Raw genomic sequence first — 26,199 nt, forward strand, 5'->3', positions numbered from 1 at the left:
AAACCGTTATTCGAACTGCCAGGGTAAGCAAATCTACTTTGCTTACCCTCGCAAACTGTAATTCGATCTGCGAGGGTAAGAAAACCTCATCAGCTGCACTCACCCCACCCATCATTCCTTCAATTTATAAAGTTCAATCTCCCCGTATACAGGATCAAAAAGCAAGTTCGAATGAAATTCTTTTACTTTTTCAAGCCGGGGATATAAGTCCACTCCCTGTTCCTTAAATCCGTCGACAAGCTCGCCTGTCAGATAGATCTCTTTGTCTTTCTGGTAGGAGATGTCTTTTTTGAAGTATGGATATGTGTAAAAGCGTTTATGGTCATAGGGAACGGAAAGATACTGCAGCACCCGGGTTTCTTCCCACGTATACACAATCAGCGGCTGTTGCTGCTGTTCAAGGTATTCCGCCATCTGATAGACGGCGGGTTTTTTTTCGACCTGTTCTTTTAGAATGGGAACACTTACCGCTAACTGAAGGATGGCAAACAGAATAAGGGCATACTGAGCTTTTGCAGATTTTGCGGCAGCCATTGTAAAAAGGCTGAAAAGCAGCAGCATGGCAATCGGAAACGAGTGTCTCGGTTTATCAATATTTTGCGCGAAGAGATTCCAGATAAAATAGGCGCCGGCAAGGATGAGCAGCAGCTTGTTGATCGACCAATACTCCCTGAATGCACTTTTTCGGATTCTGATCAGCAGCAAGCCCCCAGCTAGTGCACCCGCCACAAGCAGGAGAAGCGATCCGGCAAACATGCCTGTAAACACAACGTTGTGGACAGTCAGCCGGTAAAGTCTGGACGGGAGCGGTTCTCCTGACTCCGTGACAGCGCCTCCCCAAGAAGTGAAGTGACCTGCAACAAATCCCATGGAAAGCTTTAGAAAACCGCTTATGCTCCCTTCACTGAGTATAAGCGCAGCAAGCCACACTCCCTGAAACAGAATGGCCGCCGCAGCAAGGCCCGCAAGCTCCCTAAAACCTTTTCCTTTTCGGTACTGATGAATCCACAGGAGCACGATGGCAAGTCCGAACGGAGCATACGAGAGCCTGATCCCCATTAACAGACTGAAAAAAAGAAGCGGCAGGAGCTGTGCCGTCAGATTGTTTTTATGATAGGCACGGTGAACCGCCCATAGATACCACCACAGCGCCCCGATTGCCGCTCCTTCTGACATCGGCTGAGCTGAAAGGATAGAGAGGTACGTGTTCGTCTGCAAGGCCGCCACAACCAGAAGTGATGGAAGACGTCCGGCATACTGCCTTGCAAGCAGATAAACCGGCAGGCTCGCAGCAAGTGTCATGATTCCGTTAAAAACAGACAGCGCCTGTGCAGGGTTTTCTATCCAGCTGTTAGCAAGCATGCCTCCGAAGATAAAAAAAGGATAGCCGGGAAAATGCGGCTGCATGGCAAGAAGATCATATCTCTCAAGTGCAAGGGCAAAGTCAACCTGATCCCAGGTTGCTGCATAGGTGCTGCTGTATAAAAACCGTAAGCTGAAGACTGCAGCCAGAAGAAAAAAGGCGGCGGCTGTCGTGATGTTTTTGCTCATTATTGCATTCTCCTCTGCTGGATACTGAACGATAAAAAACGCAAGGCATATGCCTTGCGCTTTTTAGCCTAAACGTGCCTCAGGCTTCAATACTTCTTTGGATGCTTCTTTTTCTTTCTTTACAGGCTTCTTAGTTGTCAGCAGCATATAAATGACAGCAAAATAGCCAAGGTATCCGATGACTTCCTCGAGAGAAGGCATGGATGAATAGCCAAGAAATGCTTTCAGGAAGATGCCGATATCTCCTGATAAAAGCGGTGCTGTGCCGTGATCGCGCAGATAGTGCGCATAATCAATTGGATGCTCCGGCAGCAGCCAAGTAATGTTGTACACATGAGGCATGACGCTTCCAATGATCTTTAAATCCTGAAGGATAGAAATACCTTGGACAAACAAACCCGCAGCGATCAGGACAATGAAAGCCCCCGTAATTCTAAAGAATGCTTTAAGTGAAATCTTCATTGTTCCTTTAAAGAATAAATAGCTGACAACAGATGCTGTGAGCAGCCCCGATATAGCACCCCAGCCCTGCATAGCCGCTCCAATGTTTCCGCCCGTGATGGCTGCGAAAAAGAAGACCGTTTCTACACCTTCGCGGAGGACAACAAGGAAGGAATGCATGACCATGCCGATGATGCTACCGGCAGAAATATAATGACTGATTTTCCCCTCAATGGAGGACTTGATGTTTTTGCTGTGTTCAGCCATCCAGAAAACCATTTGCGTTAAAAGAATGGAGGATATAAAGATGATGGATATCTTCAGGTACATTTCGCTTCCCATCGCCGAAAAGCCGGTAAAGACGACCTGGAAAAGCAATGCCACAAGGTAGCTTGCGAAAATGGCAAGACCTGCACCAAGCCAGACAAATTTCACAAGCTTTGCATTGTCTATTCTCTTTAAATAAGTGGTGATAATCCCTACAATCAGCAGGGCTTCAAGTACTTCGCGGAATGTGATTAAAAAAGCCTGAAGCTGCATACTATACCCTCCCCTTTATAATGCGGCTACTTTCTTCTTCTCCGGATGGTGAATACTGTAACGGCCGCAATCACTGCTGCGAGCAGCAGAATTGGAATCCAGTTTTTTAAATTCGCAAGATCTGTCCAGTCCGTTGTCTCTGAAGCGGTCGATTCTTCCTCTCCGCTTGTAAAGTGTCCCTGTTCAAAATCTTCTATATCAAATTCTTTTTTCAGGTTCGTTAAAATAACATCTTTGCTTTCATTAAACGAATCCTGGCTTGCATCTGCTTTTCCGACACCGAAAAGGCCCGGATTTCCAAGAGATTTTAGAGCTTTATTGAATTCATCTTTGTTCTGCTGATCCATTTCAGGGTCACTCTCTGCGATGCGCGGCGACAAAGCTTCGTAAGTAGCAAAGCCTTTTGCAAGCAGGCGTTTGCTTGTATCGTAATCTTTAAAATTCGCGTCTACGTTCTCAAGGCGGCGGCTGATGTTCATGGCAAGAAGCTTCTCCATGTTCTGAACCAGCTGTTCTTTGTCTTTATCTTCTATATTCTGAAGGATTGCTTCTGAAGGCTCAGCGCCCATGTGCATATCCACTTCTTCCTGAACTGTTTCATAAATCTTCTTTGCCTCAGCAAAATCAGGAGGAGATTCGTCGAGCTGAACCTGCATGTTTTTATAAGCTTCTGCGATCTTTTCCTCATTCGGATCACCGTAGGAATAAGCAGAAACACTGTTATGTACAGGCAAACTGAGTAGTATTAGTGCTAAAAGCAGGATAAAAGTCTTTTTCATTATGTTCCCTCCCTAAACAATGATAATGATTCTCATTTTTATTGTCAATAAAAAATGAGAAAATAAAAAATACTCTAGGAGCATTTTTTATTTTCTCTAAAAAGCGGCAAAACATGTGCATCTCTTTTTATGGCCGGTTTTCTGACCGGGCGCGTCATTTCTTTGAAGATGGCAGGCAGAACAGACGACATGTATTTTCTGAATTTAATAAATGACTGACCTTCTGTCCGCACTTGATAGGTGATCGGCACCTCTTTTACCCTGAAGCCTTTGCGGACAAGGTTAAGTGTGATGACCTGGGCATAATTGTAGTCATGGATGATTTCAGCGTGTTCCATTGCCTGGCGGGAGAACGCCCTCATGCCTGATTGCCCGTCGTAGATCCACCTTCTTAATAGAAGCGACTGAAGGAGGGTGAAGCAGTAATTGCCAAGCCTTCTATGAAGCTTCATCCCTTTTATCGTTCCTAAAAATCTCGAACCCATTGTGTAGTCTGCTTCTCCTGCAAATATCGGTTCCAAGAGGTTTGGAATTTCATCCGCTGGATATTCGTTGTCGGCATCAATCATGACAGAGATATCAGCCCCTAATCGAAAGCTTTGCGCAAGGCCTTCTCTGACCGCAGCCCCGAGGCCGCCGTTACGGGGCATTGATACAATATGATCAGCGCCTGCCGCTTTTGCGACACGGACAGTTCCGTCTGTTGAACCATCGTCAATAACCAGAATTTCAACGTCCACATTCTCATGAATGTTCCGGGGAACACATTCGATGACAGGTGCGATGGATTTTTCTTCGTTGTATGCGGGCAGAAATACGATTACTTTCTGTTTTCTCATTGATCTGATCCTTTCTTAACGGCATCCATGAGCACCGGTCCCCTGCTGTGCGATGGAAATGGTGCGCCTAGCAGATAGGAAAGGGTAGGCGCAATCGATACGAGACTGTGTTTTTCCTCCACCACTTTGCCTTTGGCAATGGATGGGCCGTACATGAAGAACGGCACAATCCGCTCTCCCTCATCAAGATGGCCGTGACCGCCGATGCCATCGGCCTGGCCGTGGTCCGCACAGATGATAAACGTCGTATTTTCGGCTTTTCCTGATTTTTCAAGGTGTCCGATAAAATCCTTTACGAGATGATCGGCTTCTTTTATTTTCTGAAGATACTCGTCATATAATACACCTCTGCTGTGGCCTGTCTGATCTGTTGAAATCAACTGGACGATGAACAGCTCAGGATCCTGCTCATCCATAATCTGCTTTGCTTTTTCCATGATTTTATAATCAACCACATCATTTTTCATGACGGCGGTAAAGGTTTCAACGTCTTTTCCAAATGCGTCCACAAGGTGGGCAACGGCAAGCATTTTCCCCTTTTTCCCCACTTTGCGCAAGGAATCAAAAATACTTTCTGTCCGCACTCCGAATCTCCACACCATGTTGGATTTTATGCCATGCTCAAACGGGTATGTGCCGGTGAACATGGATGAGAAACACACGACCGTTCGTGCAGGATACACCGTTTCCATCTTCGCATACTCTGTTCCGTTCTTGCGGAGGTAATCGAGATAAGGGGTATCAGCTTCTTCAAACCGTTCCTTTCTCATTCCGTCGATGACAATGACAACTACTTTATCATTCAAGCCTTTTTCAGGTACTTCGGCATTATCTGTATATGTGGAAATCGGCTTCGGCTTCCAGTCGAACAGATTCCGATGAAGAATAAAGGTATAAATGAGCAGACCCCCATACAAAATGATGAGCTGCCCGGCAGCAATATCTGCATACGTTCCGCCATTGTATAAAACGCTGAACGCATAGCTCCAGACGGAAAGAACAAGTGCCAGCTTCGGCAGCTGCTCCTGTGCATTTCCGCTTGTGGAGTCACTGTTTTTTAACACAAGCTTCCAGAAACGCGTAAAGTTAGTCCAGGACGTCCCAATCCGAAGATGATAATAAAACGTGCCCCAGAAAAAGACCGTAAAAAAGAAATAAAGACCGGCAGCAAATAAGAGCAGGCCAAGATTCACTGCATCAAACATAAGCAAATACGCAATGAACGGAATCCACAAATAATTCCTTAAAAATAGAGGGAAATCATAGAGATAATAAATAATAAGCAATGGAATGACAACGAGCAGCGAACCTGCGAACGATTGCCAAAAACGGACATCTTCAAAAAGACCAAGATGAAACAGCAAAAAAGAACCTGCTGCAAAAATAGGCGTGAACGGCTTGCCTTCATTCAGCAAATTCCAGCACCATGCAGCGATTTTCTCAAAAGATGAAGCCTGTTTAGCTTTTTCCAATCCGATCCCTCTCCTTTCTTTTCATGAATGTTGTCAGTTCTCTCACCGGAAGCGGCAGCAAAAGAAATGCCGCCAGACCGCCTGCATATGAAAAGACAAATTTAAACACGTGGCTGATGACTGCGTATCCGTAGGCTTCCTGGACGGCTTCACCTGTCTGAACGAGGGCCGCTGTCATCACCGATTCATAAGTGCCCACCCCGCCCGGCGTCACCTGAAATACCTGTCCTGCAACCGTCACGCTGTTCACCCAAATCGATTCAAGGAAGGATAAGCTTCCAGGTGCAGCAACACCAAATATAACGAACGCTTCAAGCACCCAGCTCACAATAATTAAACATATGACTGCCATGCCCCTCACACCGTGAAGCCCTTCTTTCAGCTGAAGAGTCTGCTTTCGGAGGAACTCAGGAAATTTCAGCCCCAGCAGCAAAAGCCCGACTCCTGCAACAACGCCCAGCAAAATGACAAGCGGAACATTCAGGCCAAATCCGCCAAGAAGCACAGTAAAGCCAGCCCCTGCAAACACACTCAGCACAAGCATGTCAAGAAGCCTCAGCACAACCACAGAGTGGGCTGCCTGCCCAAGAGATACATTCCGGTCGCCTTTAAAAACAGCTGCTCTCACTGCGTCCCCTGCTTTTACCGGAGATAAATGGTTGACAAACAGGCTGTAAAGCAGGCCTGCGAGACACTTTCTGAATGAAGCGCGATTTTTGAGATACAGCTTCCAAGCAGCTGCCCGTAAAATAAAGGCAGTCCCGTACAAAAGGGTGATCGCAATCAGGACGTTCGGACGCTGCAGGAGAGACTGGAACTGGCCTATCATTAACTCCGGATGGAACACACGGAGGCTGATAAAGATAAAAAAGCCTACAAGAATGAGGCCTGTCAGATTAAATAAGGTCCGAATGCTCTTTTGCCCAGGCAACAGTTTCCTCAAATCCTTTCTTAAAAGACACAGCTGGTTCATATCCCAGTTTCGCCCGTGCTTTTGAGACATCCGCCCAGGTCGACGTCACATCACCTGTCCTTGCCTCTTTTTGCAGCAGCGTCACATTCGGAAAGTGATGCTTGATCTCATCCACTACCTCACTCATTAAAACGGGCCGGCCTGATCCAAGATTGTACACGTCACTCTCTTTTGATTTCAGTGTCAGCAGAATGCCGCTCACAATGTCATCAATATACGTATAATCACGGCCTGTACCCTGTCCGTAAATAGTAATCGGCTCATTATGGAAAAGCTTGCGGATGAAAGTGGCAAACGCCATATCCGGCCTTCCCCACGGTCCATATACGGTAAAGAATCTGAGGATATTCATCTGAAAGCCATACATGTGGCGATAAGAGTGGCAGAGTGCCTCTGCACCTGCTTTGGAGGCAGCATACGGGGAAAGAACCCTTCCTGTCGCCATATCCTCTGACAGCGGAAGCCCTGCCTGTTCTCCGTAAACGGATGAAGAAGAAGCAAAGATCACATGCTTCACATTCTGTTCAGCGGCACAGGCAAGCACATTGTTTGTGCCGTCGATATTCGTCTTAATATAAGCAGAAGGATCTTTAAGGGAAGGTATGACCCCTGCCAGTCCTCCCAGGTGAACGACAGCATGGGGCTTTTCCTTCTCCATGATGACAGAAACCTTTTCGCGTTCCAGGAAACTGCAATTATAATAAACGGCAGGCCCGGTTTTGAATACCTGCTTCAGCTGATATTCTTTTCTCGCATGGGGCAGTTCCTCGGAAAGATGATCTATCAAAACCGGGTGCATGCCCTCTTTTAAAAGGCGGATGGCAAGATGGCTTCCAATGAAACCTGCCCCTCCTGTTATAAGTACTTTCATATTTGCATTAATCTCCTCATCATCCATTCTCATCGTAAAAAGAAGAAACCTTGTCTGCAAACAAGGCTTCTTCTTTTATACCATATTATTGAGCTTTCTGAATGAGATTATTTAAGCTCTCTTCAAGTAAAGGCATATATTTGTCTGCTTCTTCTTTGTTGCCTGCTTTTGCAGCTTCAAGATAGCTATTAGCATTTTCAGTCAGCTTCGCTGTTTCTTCTTCGCCAAGAATTTCTTTGATGTCATTTTCAATCATGTTGATGAAAAGAGCACCCTCGATGGCTGTAACTGTTCCTTTTTCTTCACCGAACGCTTCTTTGCTTTCTTCATATTCATGAAGGGCAATCTTGCCGAATCCGCGTACGAACGCTCTGTTGATTTTGTAAGCATCAATATTTTTCGCATCTGTCTGAAGATCAAGCTGGCCTAGGATGTAGTCTGCTTCTTCAGGCGCATTCTTTTGCAGATAAGGATACACTGACTGATAGAAAGCCCATCCTTCTGACTGCTGAATCATCGCTTCTGTTTCATCCGTTTTCGCTGATTCTGACGCTTTTGTTGCATAGCCGTTCGGCACAGCGCCTACTGCATAATAGAATGTTTTCATCAAGGTTTTATCAACTACTTGTTTTCCAAGTGAAAAAGCAAGTTTGTCGTCATTTTCAATGGCTGACTGAATTTCGCTGAACCCGCCTGAAATAACCTCCTGCATGTTTGACTCATAGGCGGCATCGCGCTTTTCAACGGTTCCTTCAAGAACACTGTAGAATGTCATTGCTTCTTCATATTCTTCCGTTACTTCTTCTTTATTTCCCCAGTTTTCATCGATTTCAGCAAATTCGTGTCTGACCGTCTGGAAAAATTCTTTCTGCATGAGCTTATCAAAAAGCTGTCTTACAACAACCGGATTCATTTCTTCGTTCTTGCCGGCTGCAAGTGCAGCTGTCAGCGTCTGGTCAACCTGTTCTCCGAATTCCTCATCGCGCTTTTTAACAAGCGGCTGAAGGTCGGATATGTAGATTTCTTCTACTTTTGCAAAGTCCACTTCTTTGTCTTCTTTTGCTTTATCCAGTTCTGCAACTGCTTCTTTATAAGAGGCCACAAGAGCTTCAGGCTCCATTTCAGCCTGCTTATCTGTATCTGATTTCACTTGTTCTTCTTTGCCTGCTTTCTCTTCTGCAGCCGGTTTCTCTTCATTTGATGACGCGGAATCTTTTGAACATCCGCTGATGATAAGAGCTGATGCAAGAGCCGCTGATAAAATCGTCCACTTAAGTGACATGTTATTTCCCCCTGTTTATCGCTGTTGATAATGATTTTCAATAAGTACTTCGTCATTATAATGGAGAACGATTCTCATTGTCAACACACTTCAGACTATTTGCACAGGTTTTAAAGCATCAGTCTGGTCGATTTGATTAAACAAAATTCCGAAAAAAATGATGCCACTCCTTATGAAACATACGGCATTACGTGGAATTACGCCACTAACCATCATCCATCTCTGGTAAAAACGGCAGCACTACGACGAATGACGCCACAAACGTGCATCCATCTCTGGTAAAAACGGCAGCACTACAACGAATGACGCCACTAACCATCATCCATCTCTGGTAAAAGTGGCGGCACTACAACGAATGACGCCACTAACCATCGTACATCTCTGGTAAAAGTGGCGGCACTACAACGAATGACGCCACAAACGTGCATCCATCTCTGGTAAAAGTGGCAGCACTACGACGAATGACGCCACAAACGTGCATCCATCTCTGGTAAAAGTGGCAGCACTACGACGAATGACGCCACAAACGTGCATCCATCTCTGGTAAAAACGGCAGCACTACAACGAATGACGCCACTAACCATCGTCCATCTCTGGTAAAAGTGGCAGCACTACAACGAATGACGCCACTAACCATCATCCATCCCTGGTAAAAGTGGCGGCACTACAACGAATGACGCCACTAACCATCATCCATCCCTGGTAAAAGTGGCGGCACTACAACGAATGACGCCACTAACCATCATCCATCCCTGGTAAAAGTGGCGGCACTACAACGAATGACGCCACTAACCATCATCCATCCCTGGTAAAAGTGGCGGCACTACAACGAATGACGCCACTAACCATCATCCATCCCTGGTAAAAGTGGCGGCACTACAACGAATGACGCCACTAACCATCATCCATCCCTGGTAAAAGTGGCGGCACTACAACGAATGACGCCACTAACCATCATCCATCCCTGGTAAAAGTGGCGGCACTACAACGAATGACGCCACTAACCATCGTACATCTTTGGTAAAAGTGGCAGCACTACGGCTTATGACACCATAAAATCGGGAACATTCTTAGTCGTTTTAACATAAAAAACCGGACTAGCTATAATTCCAGTCCGGTTCTTTCTTGGCTGAAACAGTTACTTCCCAGCCTTTTATTACAATCAATTATTAATATACTTTTCAAACACGCTGCCAAAATCTTTAATATGGTACTGCTCGCGTACAGATGTCATCCATGTGAACCCGAAGTCCGTCAGATCTCTGTATGTATCAGCAAGCTTTGTATCATCCGTTCTTGAGTTTTGCAGTACATTCACCGCTTTATCAAGACTTTGAGACGCCATATCAATGTAGATGGCATTCTCATGCGTAGTTTCAGCGATGCGAAGAAGTGATTTGTACAGGTCCTTCAGCTGTTCAATTTGATCTTTGCGCACGTCAATGTCAAAACGCTGGCTGCCCAGTGTAAACTTGATTTCAACGTCCATATCAATTTTGCCTGCTGTTTCAAGCATGACATCTGAAAACTTATGCTGTGCGTAAGGATAGCGTTTCAATGTTCGCTTTGAAGAGACAGCATTTGCACCATCTACATGGATAAAGGCAAGATTCGTAAAGCAGTACTCGTCTGCTTTTGTTTTAATTAAGAAGTAGATTTTTTCGTTGTCTTCATGCATTACATAATCGTCTGCATCTGTTTTATCAAAGTCTTGAGGGCTGATGATCGTGCCGATATCTGACAGGCCAAGTGCTTCTGAAGCGATCTTTTTAAACATGGTTTTCATCCTTCCTTGTTTAGCATCTCCCTAATTTTAACAAGAGGCAGAAGGATTGGGAACCGTTTTTTATGAAAAGATTTCAGACAGGATACCCTTTATCAGCTTTCTTTTGAGTACGGCAGGTCCGCTTCCTTCCAGGCAGAAAAACCGCCGATAACATTGATGGAATCTTTGTACCCTTCTGCCTGAAGAACACTCATGGCGATGGCGGAGCGCACCCCTGATTGACAGTGGACAAGCAGCTTTTTGTCATCCGGGAGCTCATCCGTTCTCTTTTGGATGGTTCCAAGCATCATGTGCTTTGCTTCCAGAATATGCCCCTGCTCCCACTCTGCAGCGTTTCTTACATCGATCACTGCATAGTCTTCAGGGTTTGATTTAAGCAGATCAGCTGCCTCGGCTGCGGTGACTTCTTCATACGTTTCCATGTCTGAAATCTCACTGATGCCTTTTGGTTCTATATATGCTGCCGTTTTATCATACCCTACCGACTCGAGCATTTTTTTTGCCTGTTCAACAGATGCTGACTCACACACGAGCACCGCTTCCCTGCTGTAATCAAGAAGCCATCCGGCCCAGTTTGCAAACGTTTTGCCAAACGGAATATTAAGACTTCCAGGCAAGTGCCCCTCTTTAAAAAGATCAGATGGCCTTGTGTCAATCACTTGTACCTCTGAATTCTTTTTCAGTTCCTCAGCAGACATCTCCTGTATATCAGCTTCACGCAAGTAATCCGGCCCCTCTTTGTTCACTTTTTTCATAAGGGCAAAATATTTCGGAGGCTCAGGCTGGCCTTTAAGCAGTTCTTCTATAAAGTCATCCTTGTTATCAAGTTTAAAAGCCCAATTGTTTTTCTTTTCATATCCGGCCGTTGTAACCGGCACAGCCCCCAATGCTTTTCCGCAGGAACTCCCTGCTCCATGAGCCGGCCATACCTGCATAAAGTCAGGCAGTTCCCTGAACTTCTGTACGGACTGATACATGGCAGCTGCCCCTGCTTCAGCAGTTCCGGTTACCCCTGCCGCCTTCTCCAAAAGATCCGGACGACCAATATCTCCGACAAAAACGAAATCTCCTGTGAAAATCCCCATCGGCACATCAGAGCCGCCTCCTCTGTCAGTAAGAACAAAAGAGATGCTCTCCGGTGTATGCCCAGGAGTATGAAGCACCTTCAGTTCGATTTTCCCGATTGTGAAAACAGAGCCATCCTTCAGAAACTCGTGGTCAAACTCTTCAGCAAATCCGTATTTCCAGTTTTCATCGCCCTCGTCAGATAAAAAGAGCTTGGCCCCTGTCTTTTTCGCAAGCTCTCGTGATCCAGATACATAATCGGCATGAATATGGGTTTCTGTTACGGCTGAAATATGAAAACCCTCTTTAGCTGCCGTTTCCAAATAGGGAGATATGTGGCGTGCAGGATCTACAATCAGTGCCTCGCCTGTCTTCTGGCATCCAACAAAATAGGACATTTGAGCAAGATTTTCATCAAAGAATGAACGGAAAAACATAGAATTGCCTCCTTGTTATTTTACATATACCCGTATATGTATATTACCTCGTCAACATTCTTCTAAACCTGTTTGTATCTAAACTGATTTCCGCTTTTTATTTATAAATATGGACATACTCTTACAGAATTCAAAAGTTGAATATATACCCCATATAGTATTTAATGAAGGTAAGATAAATGAATGAGGTGAACCCATTGAATAAAACAGTGAGCTCTAATTACATTCAGCAGCATCTCGCAAATGAAAGAACCTATTTAGCCTGGATCCGGACATCCATCGCCATTATCGGAATCGGGTTTCTTATGACTAATATTCATTTTACTTTTTTGTCAAAACTGTCTGATATGGCTGATGCCATAACTACTATTACCGGTATTGTCTCCATTTTTTCAGGAATTGGGATTGTCCTGTTTTCGACGTATGACTATATCAAAAAAACGAAGCAGATCGATACTCAGACGTTTAAGCCCTCTAAACATATTGTCATCTTTTTATCCATCATTATTCTTGTGCTGATTCTTGGGTTTACTTTCTACTTTTTCCTTATAATTTAATCGAGCAAGATAAAAGAGCAGCAAATCAACCGATGATCTGCTGCTCTTTCTATTAAAGAATATCCAGCCAAATCTTCACGGCTGTTAATAATATCAAGACAGCGAGAATGATCTGAAGGATTTTCGTATTCATTTTTTTACCTGCTATTGCACCAAGCGGAGAAGCAATCAAACTTGCAACAACCATAATCAGAGCAGGATAGTAGTCAACCTGGCCTGTCGCTATTTTCCCTACAGTTGCTCCAATGGATGAAATCAAGGTAATTGCAAGGGACGAAGCAATCGTCATTCTTGTAGGAATTTTAAGAACCACGAGCATAATCGGCACAAGTAAAAATGCCCCGGCTGCACCGACAATTCCTGATCCAACACCAACAATAATTGCTAGAACAGCAGCAAGCCACTTGTTAAACGTTACTTGATCAAGAGGAATATCATCAATGCCCTTTTTAGGAATGAACATCATAATAGCTGCAATCAAAGCAAGTACTCCGTAAATCACGTTAATGCCTTCTTCAGACATTGCTTTAGAGCCAAATCCGCCGATAAAGCTTCCGATTAAGATACTTGCACCCATATAAAGTATGAGCTGCTTATTTAAGTATCCGCCTTTTCTGTAGGCCCACACACCGCCGATTGTCGCAAAGAAGACCTGAACAGCACTGATCCCCGAAACTTCATGGGCGCTGAAGGCTGCAAGTCCGAAAAGGGGCGGAATGTATAGAAGCATCGGATATTTTATGATTGAACCGCCGATTCCAAGCATTCCGGAAATGTATGAACCGATAAAACCGATTAAGAAAATAGTGATAATAAATGCAAAGTCCATGGGTAAGTCACTCTCCTTTATTAAAAAAGGGAACCTGAACCGGTTCCCTTTCTATTATCCTTTTTTGATCCAGAACTTGAAGACACTGTTTTCTTCTTCGTGTTTCACAAGCTCGTGGCCGCCCGATTTTGCCCAGGCTGTAAGGTCCGCCTTTGCCCCTTTGTCTGTTGCATGTACTTCAAGCACCTGTCCAGATTCAAGTTCAGCCATCGCTTTTTTTGTTCTGACGATTGGCATTGGACAAGCTAAACCTTTTGCGTCTAATACTTTTGCTGTTTCCATTTTAAAATTCCTCCTAGAGTTAATTTAAAGTCTGATTATCTTACTGCACAGCGGTTTGGACCGATTTCCATTTCACGCTGCTGCTCTTCATCCGGGGTGATTTTCCCCATGTTTGTTTCGCGAATTTCCTGGTACGCATTTGGCTGCGGAGGAAGATTCTCGGTTACAAGCTTTCTGAACTCATTTTCATCTTCAATGTTTAAACCATGGTTCTTTTCAAAAAGTACGCCTAGCTTCTCAGAAACACTGCCATCGTCATTTAACTCATCAATAATCATGAAATGAGCCGGAAGGACAAGCAGATCCTCAGACAATTCTTTATAGCGCTTATAAAGACTCTCGCGCAAGTCGCCTACCCAGTCTTCAGCCATACCTGCAAGATCCGGTCTCCCAATGGAATCGATGAAAAGAATATCACCTGAAAGCAGGAATTTCTCATCAACGACGAAGGAAGTTGATCCAATCGTGTGGCCCGGTGAATAAAGGGCATGGATATTGATTGTCGTACTGCCGATTGTGACATCTGTTCCGCTTTCTAATGCGTTATAGTCAAAGGTTACTTCACCAGCATCCTTTGGAGGCAGCCAGTAGGCTGCGCCTGTTTTCTCGGCGATGATTCTTCCGCCGGAAATATGATCCGCATGCAGATGCGTATCAAACACATGCTCAATTGCTGCACCCTTCTCTTTTGCAAACTCGAGATATAAATCTGTCATACGGGTTGAGTCAATAATCGCTGCTTCACCGTCTGAAATGACCATGTAGGAAAGACAGCCTTTCCCGATGCGGACGAATTGATAAACCTCGCCGCCGTTCTTTAAGTCTCCGACTTTTACAGGCTCGAGATGCTCACTCCAGGCTTTCATGCCGCCTTTTAAATAGGACACAGACAGACCTTCATCAGCAAGCATTTCACCAACCATAATGCTTGATCCTTCTTTTGCACAAACGACTAATACGTCACAGTCTGCCGGAATCTGATCTAGTATCTCTTCAACCCCATCAAGCAAATCAAAATACGGGATATTTAAATAGCTGAAGTTTTCGCCTTCGATTTTCCAATCCTGAAAATCACTTTCGTTGCGGACATCCAAGATGAATAAAGGCTGTTTATCAAATACCTTTTTTGTTACGTCTTTTGCTGTCATCACATTTAATGCCATGTTCAATTACCCCCTAAGGTATATTATATGGTAAAAAAATTTGTTAGATGCGTGCCGTATTGCCAGACCATGCAGACATGCCTGGAACAACGTTTTTCACGTTCGCAAATCCATTGCCTGCAAGTTTTTGAGCGGCAAGATCACTTCTGCTTCCTGTACGGCATACAACATAAATCTCGTCTTCTTTGTTCAGCTCATTCATCCGGTCATCAAGCTCGCCAAGCGGAATAGATACTGCATTTGGAATATGTTCAAAAGCATATTCTGCTGCTTCCCGTACATCGAGAATCACAATGCTGCTGTCTTCAAGCTTTGTTTCAAGCTCTTCATTGCTGCTTACGTGAGGGTACGTTTTCTCTTTTGTTTCTTCACCTGAAGATTTGCGCACATAATGCTTAAGAATGCCGTCTTCTTCGATTGTGCCGAGATAATGATGTCCTGCGCTTCCTGCCCAGGCTTTCAGATCAGCCTTCGAGCCTTTGTCTGTAGCGAGCACCTCGAGTACCTGCCCAGGTTCAAGATCTTTCATCGCTTTTTTCGTCTTTACGATTGGCATTGGACATGCAAGGCCTTTTGCATCAAGTGTCAAATTCGTTTTCAGCGTATTCATTTTCATTCCTCCTAATTGTCTAAGTGCTTTTTCCTGTGAAAATTATTCCGTTTTCCCTTCCCACTCAAGCATTCCGCCAGTCATATTAATAACCTTGAATCCCTGGCTTTCTAGAAACTGGGCTGCGCGGCCGCTTCTTCCGCCTGAACGGCAGACCATTGTGTATTCTTTGGTCTTATCAAGTTCATGCATGCGGAACTCAAGAAGCCCTAAAGGAATGGTCATTGCACCGGGAATTTTGCCGGCTGCCGTTTCATCCGGTTCTCTGACATCAATCACAGTTAAGTCGTTAAGTGTTGCTTCAACTTCTTTTGCCGTCATTTGCTTCATCATTTGGCCTCCTTAATTCCAGGCGTTCATTCCGCCCTTAACGTTTGTCACATCTTTAAAACCAAGCTTCTTTAATGTTTTGCAGGCACTCTGGCTCCGCATTCCGCTCTGGCAGATCACAACAACCTCACGATCCTTTGAAAGAAGCTGTGCCTTTTGAGCAAGTTGATGCAGCGGCATATTTTTAAACCCCTTAAGGTGTCTTCCTTTATACTCTGCAGGAGTCCTGACATCAATAAACTGCTTGCTGCGGTCATCCAGCTGCTCTTTAAGCTGAGCAGTCGAAATGGCCCGGATACCCTTTGCAGGCATAAGCCTTTTTATAAGAAAAAGTAAAAGCAAGCCAATTAAAACGTATTGTACAATCTCCAACTGCACTCACACCTTTCCAGTTAGATAAACAGATTCACATTGCCGTCTTCTGCGTCTGCCAAATAAGCGGCAACCCCGGCATATTCAATGTTATCAAGAAGTTCTTTCTCCTGAAGACCAAGCAGATCCATTGTCATTGTGCAGGCTACAAGCTTAATATCCTGTTCTTGAGCCATTTCGATCAGCTGCGGAAGCGGGATAGCGTTGTGCTTTTTCATGACATCTTTGATCATCTTAGGACCCATTCCAGCAAAATTCATTTTAGAAAGTCCCATTTTATCTGCGCCGCGCGGCATCATTTTGCCGAACATTTTTTCCATGAAGCCTTTTTTAACAGCAATCGGTTCATCTTTGCGAAGAGCATTCAAGCCCCAGAATGTGTGGAAAATCGTTACTTCATGATCGTACGCCGCTGCACCATTTGCAATAATGTAAGCTGCCATTGCTTTATCGTAATCACCGCTGAAAAGAACGATGGTTGTTTTTTTAGTTTCTGACATGTGTTGTTCCTCCTGTTTTTACCCCTTAGGGTATATAGTTTTATAAAAAAAATTTACCTTTACCCCTATGGGTATCATACTAATAAAAAATAAAGAGGGCGTCAACCCTTTTATTTTATCTGCTTCTTACCAGCAGATTAACAGCTTCCTTAACCAGATCTTCCGTGTTATGGCCTTCCTCATTTGCAGCCCGTACACATTCCACCAGGTTAGAGCTCACAACGACACCAATTGTCCGGTCAATCGCCGTTCTCGTGGCAGACAGCTGTGTAATCACATCTTTACATTCTTTCTCTTCTTCCATCATCCGAAGAATGCCTCTAAGCTGACCTTCAATCCGCTTAACCCGGTTTTTCATTTGATCATTGTACTCCATTTTCTTCTCTCCTTTCTTTAAGCATTTATATTGGCAATCGTACACCCTTTGATCTGAAATCCTTTTTGCTTCAGAATACGGATGCCGAAATTTCTCTGCACCTTATCGGATGCAATGATATGAATGTTATTGTGCTGAATTTCCTTATAATATCTGTGCAAATAGGCAACAGGTATATTTCTTGCACCCGGCACAGGATTCTTATAAGACTCATTGTAAGCTCTCAGATCCAGTACCATAATACCTTCTGCCGGCTGATCCGGCATGCTGCTGCAAGCGATTCCCCGCACAGGAAAGTAGCGGTTATATAGTAAAATACATGATAACACGATTATACTCAAAAACAAACCAATCAACGATAGCATCTCCCCGTTAAACGATTTGATGTGAACAAGACTAATAATATACCCCTTTGGGTATTTTGTCAACAACCCGGTTCGAAATTTTTTCATATGCCTAAATGACTTTTTTCAGAAAAAAATTGAACTTTATGACCAGTCTGTCACTCTTATAAAAGAGAGAGGTGAAGAAATGGAGGCAGCACGACTGATCAAAAAAGCGAAGCGGGGCGATAAGGACGCTCTGCTCCACTTAATCATGGCAGAAAAAAACGCCTATTACAGGCTTGCCCTTACTTATATGAAAAACCCGCATGACGCAATGGATGCGATGGATGAAATGATTGTAAGAGTATACGAAAAGCTCGACCAGCTGAAAAAGCCCGAATCCTTTTACAGCTGGAGCAAAACCATTTTAGTGAATTGCTGCAAATCATTGCTCGCTGAACAAAAGAGGACCCTGCCTATAAATGACTGGACATTAACCGAAGAGAAATCAGTACATCCTATTACCCAAAGTGATCATCAGATGGAAATACAGGGCCTTCTTGCCCGCCTAAGTGACGAGCAGAGGGAAGCTTTAAGTTTAAAGTACTTGCATGACCTCGAACTTCAAACGATTTCAGAGATGACCAATACCCCGCTTGGTACTGTAAAGTCACGCATTTTTCAGGGACTAAAAAAACTGAGAACCCTTACTGGAGGTGAATAAGTTGAGAACCGGCGATGAACTATTTGATGAAGCAAAAAAGCAAATAGAAGAGATTCAAGCACCAGGTGAGCTCGAACCCAGATTAAGAATGGCACTCGAATCAGTCCCTGTCAGAAAAAAGAAACGCCCCCCTTTCCTTTTGACAGCTGCAGCAGCTATCTTTCTTCTCGGAATCGTCACCTTTCAATATGACGCTTTAGCCTATTACGGAAAAAAACTGTTAGGCTTTGACGAATTAAGTTCAGGCACATTGAACGAACTGAATGAAAGAGGATACGGACAGATTATTGAAAAAGACACCGTCCTGTCCGACGGAACGAAGCTCACAATCAATGGCGCTATGGCTGATGAGAATCAGTTTGTCCTGTATTATACGATGTCAAATGACAACGGACTTCGCTCAGATGCCAATCTTTCCCCTGCGAGGATTACCGGTCTTTTTACTAACTCCACGGCGGAAAGCGGCACTTCTCAAGTAAACGATCATGGCACTGAGTTAAAAGGCATACTGTCCTTTGAGCCCGTCAGCCCTTTTTCAAACGACCTGACGCTGCATTTCTCTGAGCAAATGAAGAAAGGCTCTATAAAAGAATCTGCTCTGACGTTTCCTTATCACCCAAACAAAGCCCTGCAGACCTCCTTAAAAAAGCCGATCAGGAAAACATTGCGCGTAGATAAAGGGCACATAACCTTCCGCTCAATCAAAGCATCACCAACAATGACTATTATAGAAGGAAAACTTGATGTAGAGAATTTTGACCGTGCTGATTTTGCCCTTGGAGGAATTGAACTGAAAGCAGACGGGAAAAACGTTCCGCTCACTGGTGGAGGAAGCGGCACATCACTGTTCGGCACATCCTTTGATATCCGGTACGACGCCTTGCCAGAAACAGTTGAAACACTCACCCTTGTCATGAAGACATTTACCGGCTACGAACCACTGAATAGGAAAATCCCGCTCAGCGAGGCTGATAAGCCGCAGACTCTGGCGGGAGAAAAAGAACTTTCCCTTAAAAACTTGGCCAAAACATCGCGCGGCATTGAACTTACTGTGGCAACAGATGAAGATGTCATGCTGGAGGGGGTATCCCTGACAGATCACCAGGGCCGCAGCGTTCCGCTTGAGACAACAGTGAATATGCACAAAAACGGAAAGGGCATGAAAGAGAGGACGCTAATTTTCAATACCACCGCAAAAGCCGAATCTTTATTTATTGAGGGAATGCATTATTTGAAGACTTATGATGAGAGGATTGAAATTGATGTAAAGTGATTAAACACTGTGCCGCATTGGTGCTGCCACTTTTCAGGTGGTGGACTCTCTTTTGTGGCGTCACTCACTAGAGTGCTGCCACTTTTTTAGGCGATGACTCCTCTTTTCTGGCGCCGCTCGCTCGAGTGCTGCCACTTTTCCAGGTGATGGATCCGCTTTTCTGGCGCCACTCGCTCAAGTGCTGCCACTTTTCCAGGTGATGGATCCGCTTTTCTGGCGCCACTCACCGGAGTGCTGCCACTTTTTCAGGTGATGGATTCTCTCTTCTGGCGCCACTCACTCGAGTGCTACCACTTTTTCCGGTGATGGATCCGCTTTTCTGGCGCCACTCGCTCGAGTGCTGCCACTTTTTCAGGTGATGGATCCTCTTTTCTGGCGCCACTCACCGGAGTGCTGCCACTTTTCCAGGTGATGGATCCTCTTTTCTGGCGCCACTCGGTCGAGTGCTGCCACTTTTCAAGTAATGGATTGTCATTTCTGGCGCCACTCACTCGAGTGCTGCCACTTTTTTCACTGGGGTTCCTAAAAAGTGGCGTCCCCGAACGTTGCGGCTGATTTAGTCAGCTGCAGAATGAATCGTCAACGGCATACCGTCTGGAGCAGTCAAAGCGTAGATTTTTTCACCTTGCTCGAACATCGGCCCATCAAGCTTGATTCCTCTGGCTGATGCAAACTCAGCAAACTCGTCGGCATCGTCAACGATGAGCTGAAGCATGACGGATTCTGGCATGCAGTCACTTTTTCTCCAAAACTCCAGCTGGCTGTCCCCCGCAGTAAAAACTCCGCCCTGATTGTCAGCTGTCTCTTCTCGTCCATTTGGTATGCCCAGCTTATTCTGAAAAAAATCCGCCATTTCCATACTATGCTCAGATACCGTTACGTAGCGGTAGCCTAATACGTTCATGATTCTTTGACCTCCTGCTCAATTTAAGTTCACTATTGCATTGTCTGTTTTTTGTTCATGAAATATACCCTGATAACAGCTTCATTACTTCTGCCAAAACCAAAAACAGACCAGCCTCAAAGGCTGATCTGTTGTCATTTACTATGTATGGTGGAGACGGTGGGAGTCGAACCCACGTCCAGAAACATCGGCACCATAGCGTCTACGAGTGTAGTTGATATATTTGCGATTCGCTGACTCGTATGCCTATCAACGGGCGTCGGAGCAACTAGTCTGATTGATCTCTTCCCTTATCCCCAGACGGAGGCATCAGGCGTAGCCCACTTAGAGTGAGTCCCTTACCCTACCACATGGGCGATGGAGGGAGGAACCGCTATAGACTGTTATTAAGCAGCTAAAGCGAAGTTGTTGTTTTGTTTGCCAGTTATTATTGGCTTTGACGTTTTGACGAGGACGATCCCCTCGACTCGCAGCTACAGCTCGAACTATCCCTGTCGAATCCGTAACGTCCCCATGATATAAGGTTCAGCAAGGAAATGAATCCAAGCCTCACATGGGTGTTCGGAGACGCTCGATAATCAAGCTTGAGCGTATATGAAATTGTGTGTTTGTCTTACAAGTTCTATTATAGCAGAATGACGCGGAATATCAATTGTAAGTTATTGTCAATCAATAATCCTTCTGACGTTCGCGGAAAGCACGCTCGACTTCTCGTTTTGCTTCTTTTTTCTTCAGGTCTTCACGCTTGTCGTATTTCTTTTTACCCTTTCCGAGTCCGATCAAAACTTTGGCAAAGCCGTTTTTGAGATACACTTTTAAAGGCACAAGTGCGTAGCCTTCTTCTTTTGTGAGTCCGATCAGCTTGCTGATTTCTTTTTTATGAAGCAGCAGCTTGCGCGTTCTCAAAGGTTCGTGGTTGTAGCGGTTGCCCTGTTCATAAGGTGAAATATGCATGTTGTGAAGAAAAACTTCACCCTGCTGCACTCTCGCAAAAGAGTCTTTCAAATTCACGCGTCCGGCACGGATCGCTTTTATTTCTGTTCCCTGAAGGACAATGCCTGTTTCATACGTTTCTTCAATGGCATAATCGTGGTTTGCTTTTTTATTCTGCGCAACGACTTTTCCGGTTCCTTTTGGCATGCTGCATCCCCTTTCTCTCTCTATGGCGATAGCCTCTATTTTAGCAAAAGATGAAAGGAAAAGGAAGCCTGAGGCTCCCTGTCCATTAAATCCTTTATTGCTTTTTCTTCTTTTTCGTCTTCCGTTTTGCAACAGGGGTATTCTGAAACGACTTCTTTTTCTTTTTCTTCTTATTAGGATTCTGGTTGCTCCAGCCGTCTTCCACACTGCCATTGCGTTCAGCAGGCTTCCTTCTGTCATCAGAAGCAGATTTTCTTCTGTTTCTGCCTTCTTTTGCCCCGCTGCGCTTGCCGCGGTCGCCCTTGATGACTTTAGGAGCATCTTTGGCTGAACGGCGTCTTGTGCCTTTCATGCCGACAATTTCAAAATCAACGGCCCGTTCGTCTTTGTTGACATTTACGACACGAACGGTGATTTCATCCCCTATGCGGTACACAGTTCCCGTGCGCTCGCCGATCATCGCATAGTTGCGCTCATCGTAGCGGTAGTAATCGTCTGTCAGATAGCTGACGTGGACTAGTCCTTCAATCGTATTCGGCAGCTCGACGAACATGCCGAAATTTGTGACAGAACTGATGATGCCGTCGTATTCCTCACCGACTTTATCAAGCATGTACTCTGCTTTTTTCAGATCATCTGTCTCGCGCTCAGCATCAACTGCGCGGCGCTCCATGTTTGAAGACTGATCTGCAATCATCTCCATCTTTTCAGCCCACTTAGCCTTTGTCGCTTCATCCACCTTGCCTTCAATTAAGTAAGTCCGGATCAAACGGTGAACAATCAAGTCAGGATAACGGCGGATCGGAGATGTGAAATGCGTATAGAACTCTGTTGACAACCCAAAGTGTCCAAGGCTTTCCGGATCATATTTCGCCTGTTTCATGGAGCGGAGCATGACGGTTGAAATGACCATCTCTTCAGGCTGGCCGGCTACATCATCCAGAATATCCTGAAGTGCACGCGGATGAATCGTATTGGCTGTCCCTTTTACGGCGTATCCGAAGTTTGTGACAAACTCAAGGAACCTCTGCAGCTTTTCCGTATTCGGCTCCTCATGAATCCGGTAGATAAACGGAACGTTCATCCAGTGGAAATGCTCGGCAACCGTTTCATTTGCAAGCAGCATGAACTCTTCAATTAAACGTTCAGCCACTGTCCGCTCTCTAAGAACGACCTCTGTCGGCTTCCCGTCTTTATCAACAAGCACTTTTGCTTCTTTAAAGTCAAAATCGATCGCACCGCGGCTCATCCGCTTGTTTCTTAAAATTTGCGCAAGCTTCTCCATGCGTTTAAACATCGGAATCAGCGGCTCATATTTTTCAAGCAGCTCGGGCTTCTCATCCACAAGGATTTCCTTCACATCGGAATAGGTCATCCGCTCAGTCGTTTTAATGACGCTCTGGAAAATTTCATGTTTGACGACTTCACCAAGGCTGTTGATCTCCATTTCACAGGAAAGCGTGAAGCGGTCAACCTTCGGATTAAGGGAACAGATTCCGTTTGAAAGACGGTGGGGAATCATCGGAATAACACGGTCTACTAAATAAACACTCGTAGCACGCTCCAGCGCTTCTTTATCAATCGGCGAACCTTCCGTCACATAATGGCTGACATCGGCAATATGAACGCCAAGCTTATAGTTTCCATTATCGAGCTCAGTCACCGTGACTGCATCATCAAGATCCTTTGCATCCGCTCCGTCGATCGTCACAATCATTTCATTGCGGAGGTCGCGGCGGTCTTTAATATCTTCTTCCCGGATTGTCTCAGGAACTTCGTTTGCCTGCTCAAGTACTTCTACAGGGAACGCCTGAGGGAGGCCATGTTTATGGATAACCGAAAGAATATCCACACCAGGATCATTTTTGTGCCCGAGAATCGCTATTACTTCCCCTTCAGCGCTCATTCTGCCTTCAGGGTAGGTTGTCAGCTTCACAACGACCTTATGCCCTTCAATCGCACCATTAGAGGCTTTTTTCGGGATGAAAATATCATTTGGAATCTTTTTATCATCCGGAATCACAAATCCGAAGTTTTTGCTTTCCGTATACGTTCCAACAACCTCTTTCAAGCCGCGTTCAACGATGCGGATGACGGTTCCTTCCTGCCTGCTCCCGCTTGATTCCGTGCTGACTCTGACAAGCACCGTATCACCGTGCATGGCATTGTTCAGCTCACCCGGAGGAATAAAGATATCATCCTGGCCCGGCTCCTCTGTGACTAAAAAGGCAAATCCCTTAGCATGCCCGCTGAGCTTTCCGCGGAAAAGATTCATCCTTTCCGGAATACCGTAGCGGTTGCTGCGGGTTCTGACAACTAGGCCTCTTTCCTCCATGACAACAAGAGCCTTTACAAACTCTTTAAAATCAGAGGATTCCTTAATGCCAAACGCCTCTTCAAGCTCCTGAACGGTCAGTGGCTTGTACGCTTCCTCTTTCATAAAAGAAAGCAGTTTTTCTATATGTAATTCAATTTGCTGATCCATTTGCGTCCCTCCTTTAAATTACTGCCAGTCAAGACCTTCAAGGAACTCGTAAACGTCTGCATGAAGCTGCTCCCGCTCTTTATCGAGTGTAATAACATGTCCTGACTCTTCGTACCATTTAATCTTTTTATTGTCTGTTTCCACTTCGTTATAAATAATATTTGCACTGTCTGTATTAATCATGTGGTCATGCCTTGCCTGTGCAACAAATGCAGGCGAGTAAACCATATCTACATTATTTCTCACATCAGCAATCAGCTCTTGTAGTGCTTTCAGGGTATTCATCGGCGTTTTCTCAAATTGCTTCATTTCCTCTTCGATTTGCGCCTCTGTTTTCCCTTCGAATTTTTTAAAATTGCGGGCATATTCAAGGATTCCTTTATACATCACTTCTTCGCTCTTGATGTACATCGGCGCACACATCGGCACAATACCCTTTACAGGTACAGTGTAACCCAATTTGACCGAAAACACACCGCCCAGCGACAATCCGGCAACCGCAATCGATTCATGCCCCCGGTCCTTAAGGAGCTGATAGCCCTCCATAACGTCTTTCCACCAGTCTTCAGGACCCGTATGAACAAGCTCTTCAGGCGGCACTCCGTGACCCTTGTACTGCGGGGCATGACACGTGTAGCCTCTCTCGTTCAAATAGCGTCCAAGCATCCTCACATCCGCTGTGTTCCCGGTAAAACCGTGCAGCAGCAGAACAGCGCGGTCTCCCCCTTCAAAAGTAAACGGCTTCGGCAAAACTCTTTTCATTTTAAAAACTCCTTTATGTAAACTAGTCATATAAACAAAGGCTTCTATTGTTAAGATTCCTTCTTCCGTTTCTATTTAAACAAACGTTTAATTAAAGGGCAAAAATGCTGTCTTAAAAATAACAAAAGGGAGTCTGATGGCAATCAGACCCCCGAATGATTAGAAAGATGTATTAAAATCCTGCGTATGAAACCAAGATTGTAAGTACAAAGAATAAAACAGACAGCACGATAGTCGCGCGGTGAAGCACCAAATCAAGTCCGCGTGCTTTTTGCTTTCCAAAAAGCTGCTCAGCTCCGCCTGAAATGGCTCCTGATAAACCTGCACTCTTCCCAGATTGAAGAAGTACGACTGCGATAAGGGCAAGACTGACGATAACAAGCAAAGTAATCAATAAAACGTGCATGGACGACACCTCCTAAAACCCGGTTAGCATTATTTTCAATTTACCATATTGCCGTCCAAATGTCACTATCATTCAAAGTTGATTTTTTATTAGCCTCACGAAACATTCCCTTTGAGGGAAAAGCTTCCTCTGTGATATGCTGTTTAAATAGTTCGCAGAAAGAAGGGAAAATCTTGAACAACACCCGCATCTATCTGATTCTGGTCGGTGTTATGCTCATATGGGGCCTGAATGTGCCCCTGCTTAAAATCATTGTTGACAGCTTTATGCCTGTTACTGTCACCTCAGTGAGAATTTTTACTGCAAGCATTTGCGTCCTGATCATACTGGCTTTTTTAAAACTGCTCCGCAAGCCTACATTAAAAGAAACTTTTTACATTGCAGCCGGCGGCCTGCTGAACGTTGTATGCCATCACTACTTTCTTTCTGTCGGCCTGACAATGACTTCCTCTACAAATGGAGGACTCATTCTCGGCCTTGGCCCAATGCTTACAGCCATCTTGTCCATTATTTTTCTTAACCAGCGTCTGACGGTTATCCGCTTAACAGGATTTATCCTTGGGCTAACCGGTGTCGGGTTCACCATTTTAGCCGGAAGCAAAGGCGTCAGCAGCATGAACACAGGCGATATTTACATTTTCATCTCAATATTCACTCAGGCATGCAGCTTTATCATAATCAAAAAAGCATGCCGCACACTGGATCCGCGTCTTATGACAGGATACATGCTGTTCTTTGGATCCTTTGTTTTATTCCTTATCAGCCTGGTCACAGAACCCGGCGGACTTGCAAGCCTGACTCAGGGAACGCCTGAAGTATGGGGAGTCTTCTTCACATCCGCCATCCTCGCAACGGCGATTGGACACATGACCTATAACTACGCCATCGGCATGGTCGGACCGGCAGAAACGTCCATCTTCATGAATCTAAGCACCTTTTTTGCACTCGCAGGATCTGCTCTGATTTTGCATGAAGCCGTATATGCATCACATTTATTTGGACTTCTGTTCATTGTGTCCGGGGTCATTTTAGGATCTGGGGCATATGAAGAATTCAGGCATCGCCATCATAAACATGAAGCATCTTCTTCGGGATGAAGAAGGTGTTTTTTTGTTGCACAAAAA

The 26,199-nt window shown here is 44.9% G+C and carries 30 protein-coding genes and 1 other RNA gene; 4 read left to right on the plus strand and 27 right to left on the minus strand.

Features of this window, described 5'->3' with window-relative positions; genetic code table 11:
* Positions 1-111: 111 nt before the first annotated feature.
* The 10 genes from JOJ89_RS18730 to JOJ89_RS18775 all read right to left on the minus strand — a co-directional run bounded on the left by JOJ89_RS18730 (position 112) and on the right by JOJ89_RS18775 (position 12,036).
* Entirely contained in the window at positions 112-1,551 is a 1,440-nt protein-coding gene (locus tag JOJ89_RS18730) for a hypothetical protein (protein WP_203288951.1), read from the minus strand.
* Positions 1,552-1,614: 63 nt separating this feature from the next.
* Positions 1,615-2,532, minus strand: a complete 918-nt coding sequence (locus JOJ89_RS18735; protein WP_203288953.1) for an FTR1 family iron permease — start codon at positions 2,530-2,532, stop codon at positions 1,615-1,617.
* Positions 2,533-2,558: 26 nt separating this feature from the next.
* The gene (locus JOJ89_RS18740) at positions 2,559-3,311 is read right to left on the minus strand and encodes a hypothetical protein (protein ID WP_029284534.1); all 753 of its coding nucleotides are present in this window, start codon (positions 3,309-3,311) and stop codon (positions 2,559-2,561) included.
* A 74-nt stretch (positions 3,312-3,385) separates the two neighbouring features.
* A complete protein-coding gene (locus tag JOJ89_RS18745; protein WP_029284536.1) occupies positions 3,386-4,150 on the minus strand; it encodes a glycosyltransferase family 2 protein in 765 nt (254 codons plus the stop codon).
* Positions 4,147-5,622, minus strand: coding sequence for an alkaline phosphatase family protein (locus JOJ89_RS18750; protein ID WP_203288963.1), 1,476 nt, complete (start codon positions 5,620-5,622; stop codon positions 4,147-4,149). The genes JOJ89_RS18745 and JOJ89_RS18750 overlap by 4 nt, the downstream gene beginning before the upstream one ends.
* Positions 5,609-6,553 (minus strand): lysylphosphatidylglycerol synthase transmembrane domain-containing protein, encoded by a 945-nt coding sequence (locus JOJ89_RS18755; protein WP_242524632.1) that lies wholly within the window; start codon positions 6,551-6,553, stop codon positions 5,609-5,611. Before JOJ89_RS18755 ends, JOJ89_RS18750 begins: the two co-directional genes overlap by 14 nt.
* The gene (locus tag JOJ89_RS18760) at positions 6,519-7,466 is read right to left on the minus strand and encodes an SDR family NAD(P)-dependent oxidoreductase (protein WP_203288975.1); all 948 of its coding nucleotides are present in this window, start codon (positions 7,464-7,466) and stop codon (positions 6,519-6,521) included. The genes JOJ89_RS18755 and JOJ89_RS18760 overlap by 35 nt, the downstream gene beginning before the upstream one ends.
* Positions 7,467-7,551: 85 nt before the next feature.
* Positions 7,552-8,748 (minus strand): hypothetical protein, encoded by a 1,197-nt coding sequence (locus JOJ89_RS18765; RefSeq protein WP_203288977.1) that lies wholly within the window; start codon positions 8,746-8,748, stop codon positions 7,552-7,554.
* A 1,162-nt stretch (positions 8,749-9,910) separates the two neighbouring features.
* Entirely contained in the window at positions 9,911-10,525 is a 615-nt protein-coding gene (locus JOJ89_RS18770) for a PH domain-containing protein (protein ID WP_029566908.1), read from the minus strand.
* Positions 10,526-10,626: 101 nt separating this feature from the next.
* Positions 10,627-12,036: an MBL fold metallo-hydrolase gene (locus tag JOJ89_RS18775; RefSeq protein ID WP_203288979.1), complete on the minus strand. Its 1,410-nt coding sequence runs from the start codon at positions 12,034-12,036 to the stop codon at positions 10,627-10,629.
* Positions 12,037-12,233: 197 nt separating this feature from the next.
* Here JOJ89_RS18775 and JOJ89_RS18780 point away from each other — a divergent pair, with 197 nt between their 5' ends.
* Positions 12,234-12,593: a YidH family protein gene (locus tag JOJ89_RS18780; protein WP_320154642.1), complete on the plus strand. Its 360-nt coding sequence runs from the start codon at positions 12,234-12,236 to the stop codon at positions 12,591-12,593.
* Positions 12,594-12,645: 52 nt separating this feature from the next.
* Here JOJ89_RS18780 and JOJ89_RS18785 read toward each other — a convergent pair whose 3' ends face one another.
* The 9 genes from JOJ89_RS18785 to JOJ89_RS18825 all read right to left on the minus strand — a co-directional run bounded on the left by JOJ89_RS18785 (position 12,646) and on the right by JOJ89_RS18825 (position 17,411).
* A complete protein-coding gene (locus tag JOJ89_RS18785; protein WP_203288981.1) occupies positions 12,646-13,422 on the minus strand; it encodes a sulfite exporter TauE/SafE family protein in 777 nt (258 codons plus the stop codon).
* A gap of 54 nt (positions 13,423-13,476) precedes the next feature.
* Positions 13,477-13,704, minus strand: a complete 228-nt coding sequence (locus tag JOJ89_RS18790; protein WP_029566910.1) for a sulfurtransferase TusA family protein — start codon at positions 13,702-13,704, stop codon at positions 13,477-13,479.
* Between the two features lie 35 nt (positions 13,705-13,739).
* Positions 13,740-14,867 (minus strand): MBL fold metallo-hydrolase, encoded by a 1,128-nt coding sequence (locus JOJ89_RS18795; RefSeq protein WP_029566911.1) that lies wholly within the window; start codon positions 14,865-14,867, stop codon positions 13,740-13,742.
* Between the two features lie 43 nt (positions 14,868-14,910).
* Entirely contained in the window at positions 14,911-15,477 is a 567-nt protein-coding gene (locus JOJ89_RS18800; RefSeq protein WP_029284556.1) for a sulfurtransferase TusA family protein, read from the minus strand.
* Between the two features lie 42 nt (positions 15,478-15,519).
* Positions 15,520-15,807 carry a rhodanese-like domain-containing protein gene (locus tag JOJ89_RS18805; RefSeq protein WP_029566912.1) on the minus strand — a complete coding sequence of 96 codons (288 nt, stop codon included), beginning with the start codon at positions 15,805-15,807 and terminating at the stop codon, positions 15,520-15,522.
* Positions 15,808-15,819: 12 nt separating this feature from the next.
* Positions 15,820-16,179 (minus strand): rhodanese-like domain-containing protein, encoded by a 360-nt coding sequence (locus JOJ89_RS18810; RefSeq protein ID WP_029566913.1) that lies wholly within the window; start codon positions 16,177-16,179, stop codon positions 15,820-15,822.
* A gap of 20 nt (positions 16,180-16,199) precedes the next feature.
* The gene (locus JOJ89_RS18815) at positions 16,200-16,679 is read right to left on the minus strand and encodes a DsrE/DsrF/DrsH-like family protein (RefSeq protein ID WP_029284562.1); all 480 of its coding nucleotides are present in this window, start codon (positions 16,677-16,679) and stop codon (positions 16,200-16,202) included.
* A gap of 115 nt (positions 16,680-16,794) precedes the next feature.
* Positions 16,795-17,055, minus strand: a complete 261-nt coding sequence (locus JOJ89_RS18820; protein WP_203288983.1) for a metal-sensitive transcriptional regulator — start codon at positions 17,053-17,055, stop codon at positions 16,795-16,797.
* Positions 17,056-17,072: 17 nt separating this feature from the next.
* Positions 17,073-17,411: a rhodanese-like domain-containing protein gene (locus tag JOJ89_RS18825; protein ID WP_051865613.1), complete on the minus strand. Its 339-nt coding sequence runs from the start codon at positions 17,409-17,411 to the stop codon at positions 17,073-17,075.
* 175 nt (positions 17,412-17,586) lie between these two features.
* On the opposite strand from JOJ89_RS18825, the gene JOJ89_RS18830 reads away from it, so the two are divergent.
* Both JOJ89_RS18830 and JOJ89_RS18835 read left to right on the plus strand, forming a co-directional pair.
* Complete coding sequence (locus JOJ89_RS18830) at positions 17,587-18,105, plus strand: sigma-70 family RNA polymerase sigma factor (protein WP_203288985.1); 519 nt, start codon at positions 17,587-17,589, stop codon at positions 18,103-18,105.
* Positions 18,098-19,378, plus strand: coding sequence for a DUF4179 domain-containing protein (locus JOJ89_RS18835; RefSeq protein ID WP_242524633.1), 1,281 nt, complete (start codon positions 18,098-18,100; stop codon positions 19,376-19,378). Before JOJ89_RS18830 ends, JOJ89_RS18835 begins: the two co-directional genes overlap by 8 nt.
* An 86-nt stretch (positions 19,379-19,464) precedes the next feature.
* On the opposite strand, the gene JOJ89_RS18840 is transcribed toward JOJ89_RS18835, so the two are convergent.
* From JOJ89_RS18840 to secG, 8 genes are all read right to left on the minus strand, one after another.
* Positions 19,465-19,605, minus strand: coding sequence for a hypothetical protein (locus JOJ89_RS18840; RefSeq protein WP_203288987.1), 141 nt, complete (start codon positions 19,603-19,605; stop codon positions 19,465-19,467).
* 60 nt (positions 19,606-19,665) lie between these two features.
* Positions 19,666-19,869, minus strand: a complete 204-nt coding sequence (locus JOJ89_RS18845; protein WP_203288989.1) for a hypothetical protein — start codon at positions 19,867-19,869, stop codon at positions 19,666-19,668.
* A gap of 65 nt (positions 19,870-19,934) precedes the next feature.
* Positions 19,935-20,282 (minus strand): VOC family protein, encoded by a 348-nt coding sequence (locus JOJ89_RS18850; protein ID WP_029566917.1) that lies wholly within the window; start codon positions 20,280-20,282, stop codon positions 19,935-19,937.
* Positions 20,283-20,430: 148 nt separating this feature from the next.
* Positions 20,431-20,795: a transfer-messenger RNA gene (gene ssrA / locus JOJ89_RS18855) on the minus strand.
* A gap of 156 nt (positions 20,796-20,951) precedes the next feature.
* Positions 20,952-21,422 carry an SsrA-binding protein SmpB gene (gene smpB / locus JOJ89_RS18860; protein ID WP_029284570.1) on the minus strand — a complete coding sequence of 157 codons (471 nt, stop codon included), beginning with the start codon at positions 21,420-21,422 and terminating at the stop codon, positions 20,952-20,954.
* Positions 21,423-21,516: 94 nt separating this feature from the next.
* Positions 21,517-23,907, minus strand: coding sequence for a ribonuclease R (gene rnr / locus JOJ89_RS18865; RefSeq protein ID WP_203288998.1), 2,391 nt, complete (start codon positions 23,905-23,907; stop codon positions 21,517-21,519).
* 18 nt (positions 23,908-23,925) lie between these two features.
* Entirely contained in the window at positions 23,926-24,669 is a 744-nt protein-coding gene (locus tag JOJ89_RS18870; RefSeq protein ID WP_029284573.1) for an alpha/beta hydrolase, read from the minus strand.
* Positions 24,670-24,841: 172 nt separating this feature from the next.
* Positions 24,842-25,075 (minus strand): preprotein translocase subunit SecG, encoded by a 234-nt coding sequence (secG, locus tag JOJ89_RS18875; RefSeq protein WP_029284575.1) that lies wholly within the window; start codon positions 25,073-25,075, stop codon positions 24,842-24,844.
* 173 nt (positions 25,076-25,248) lie between these two features.
* On the opposite strand from secG, the gene JOJ89_RS18880 reads away from it, so the two are divergent.
* Positions 25,249-26,172, plus strand: coding sequence for a DMT family transporter (locus JOJ89_RS18880; protein ID WP_203289000.1), 924 nt, complete (start codon positions 25,249-25,251; stop codon positions 26,170-26,172).
* The last annotated feature ends 27 nt before the right edge of the window (positions 26,173-26,199 follow it).

This window comes from Metabacillus sp. cB07 (assembly GCF_016839225.1).
GTDB lineage: Bacteria > Bacillota > Bacilli > Bacillales > Bacillaceae > Bacillus_P > Bacillus_P indicus.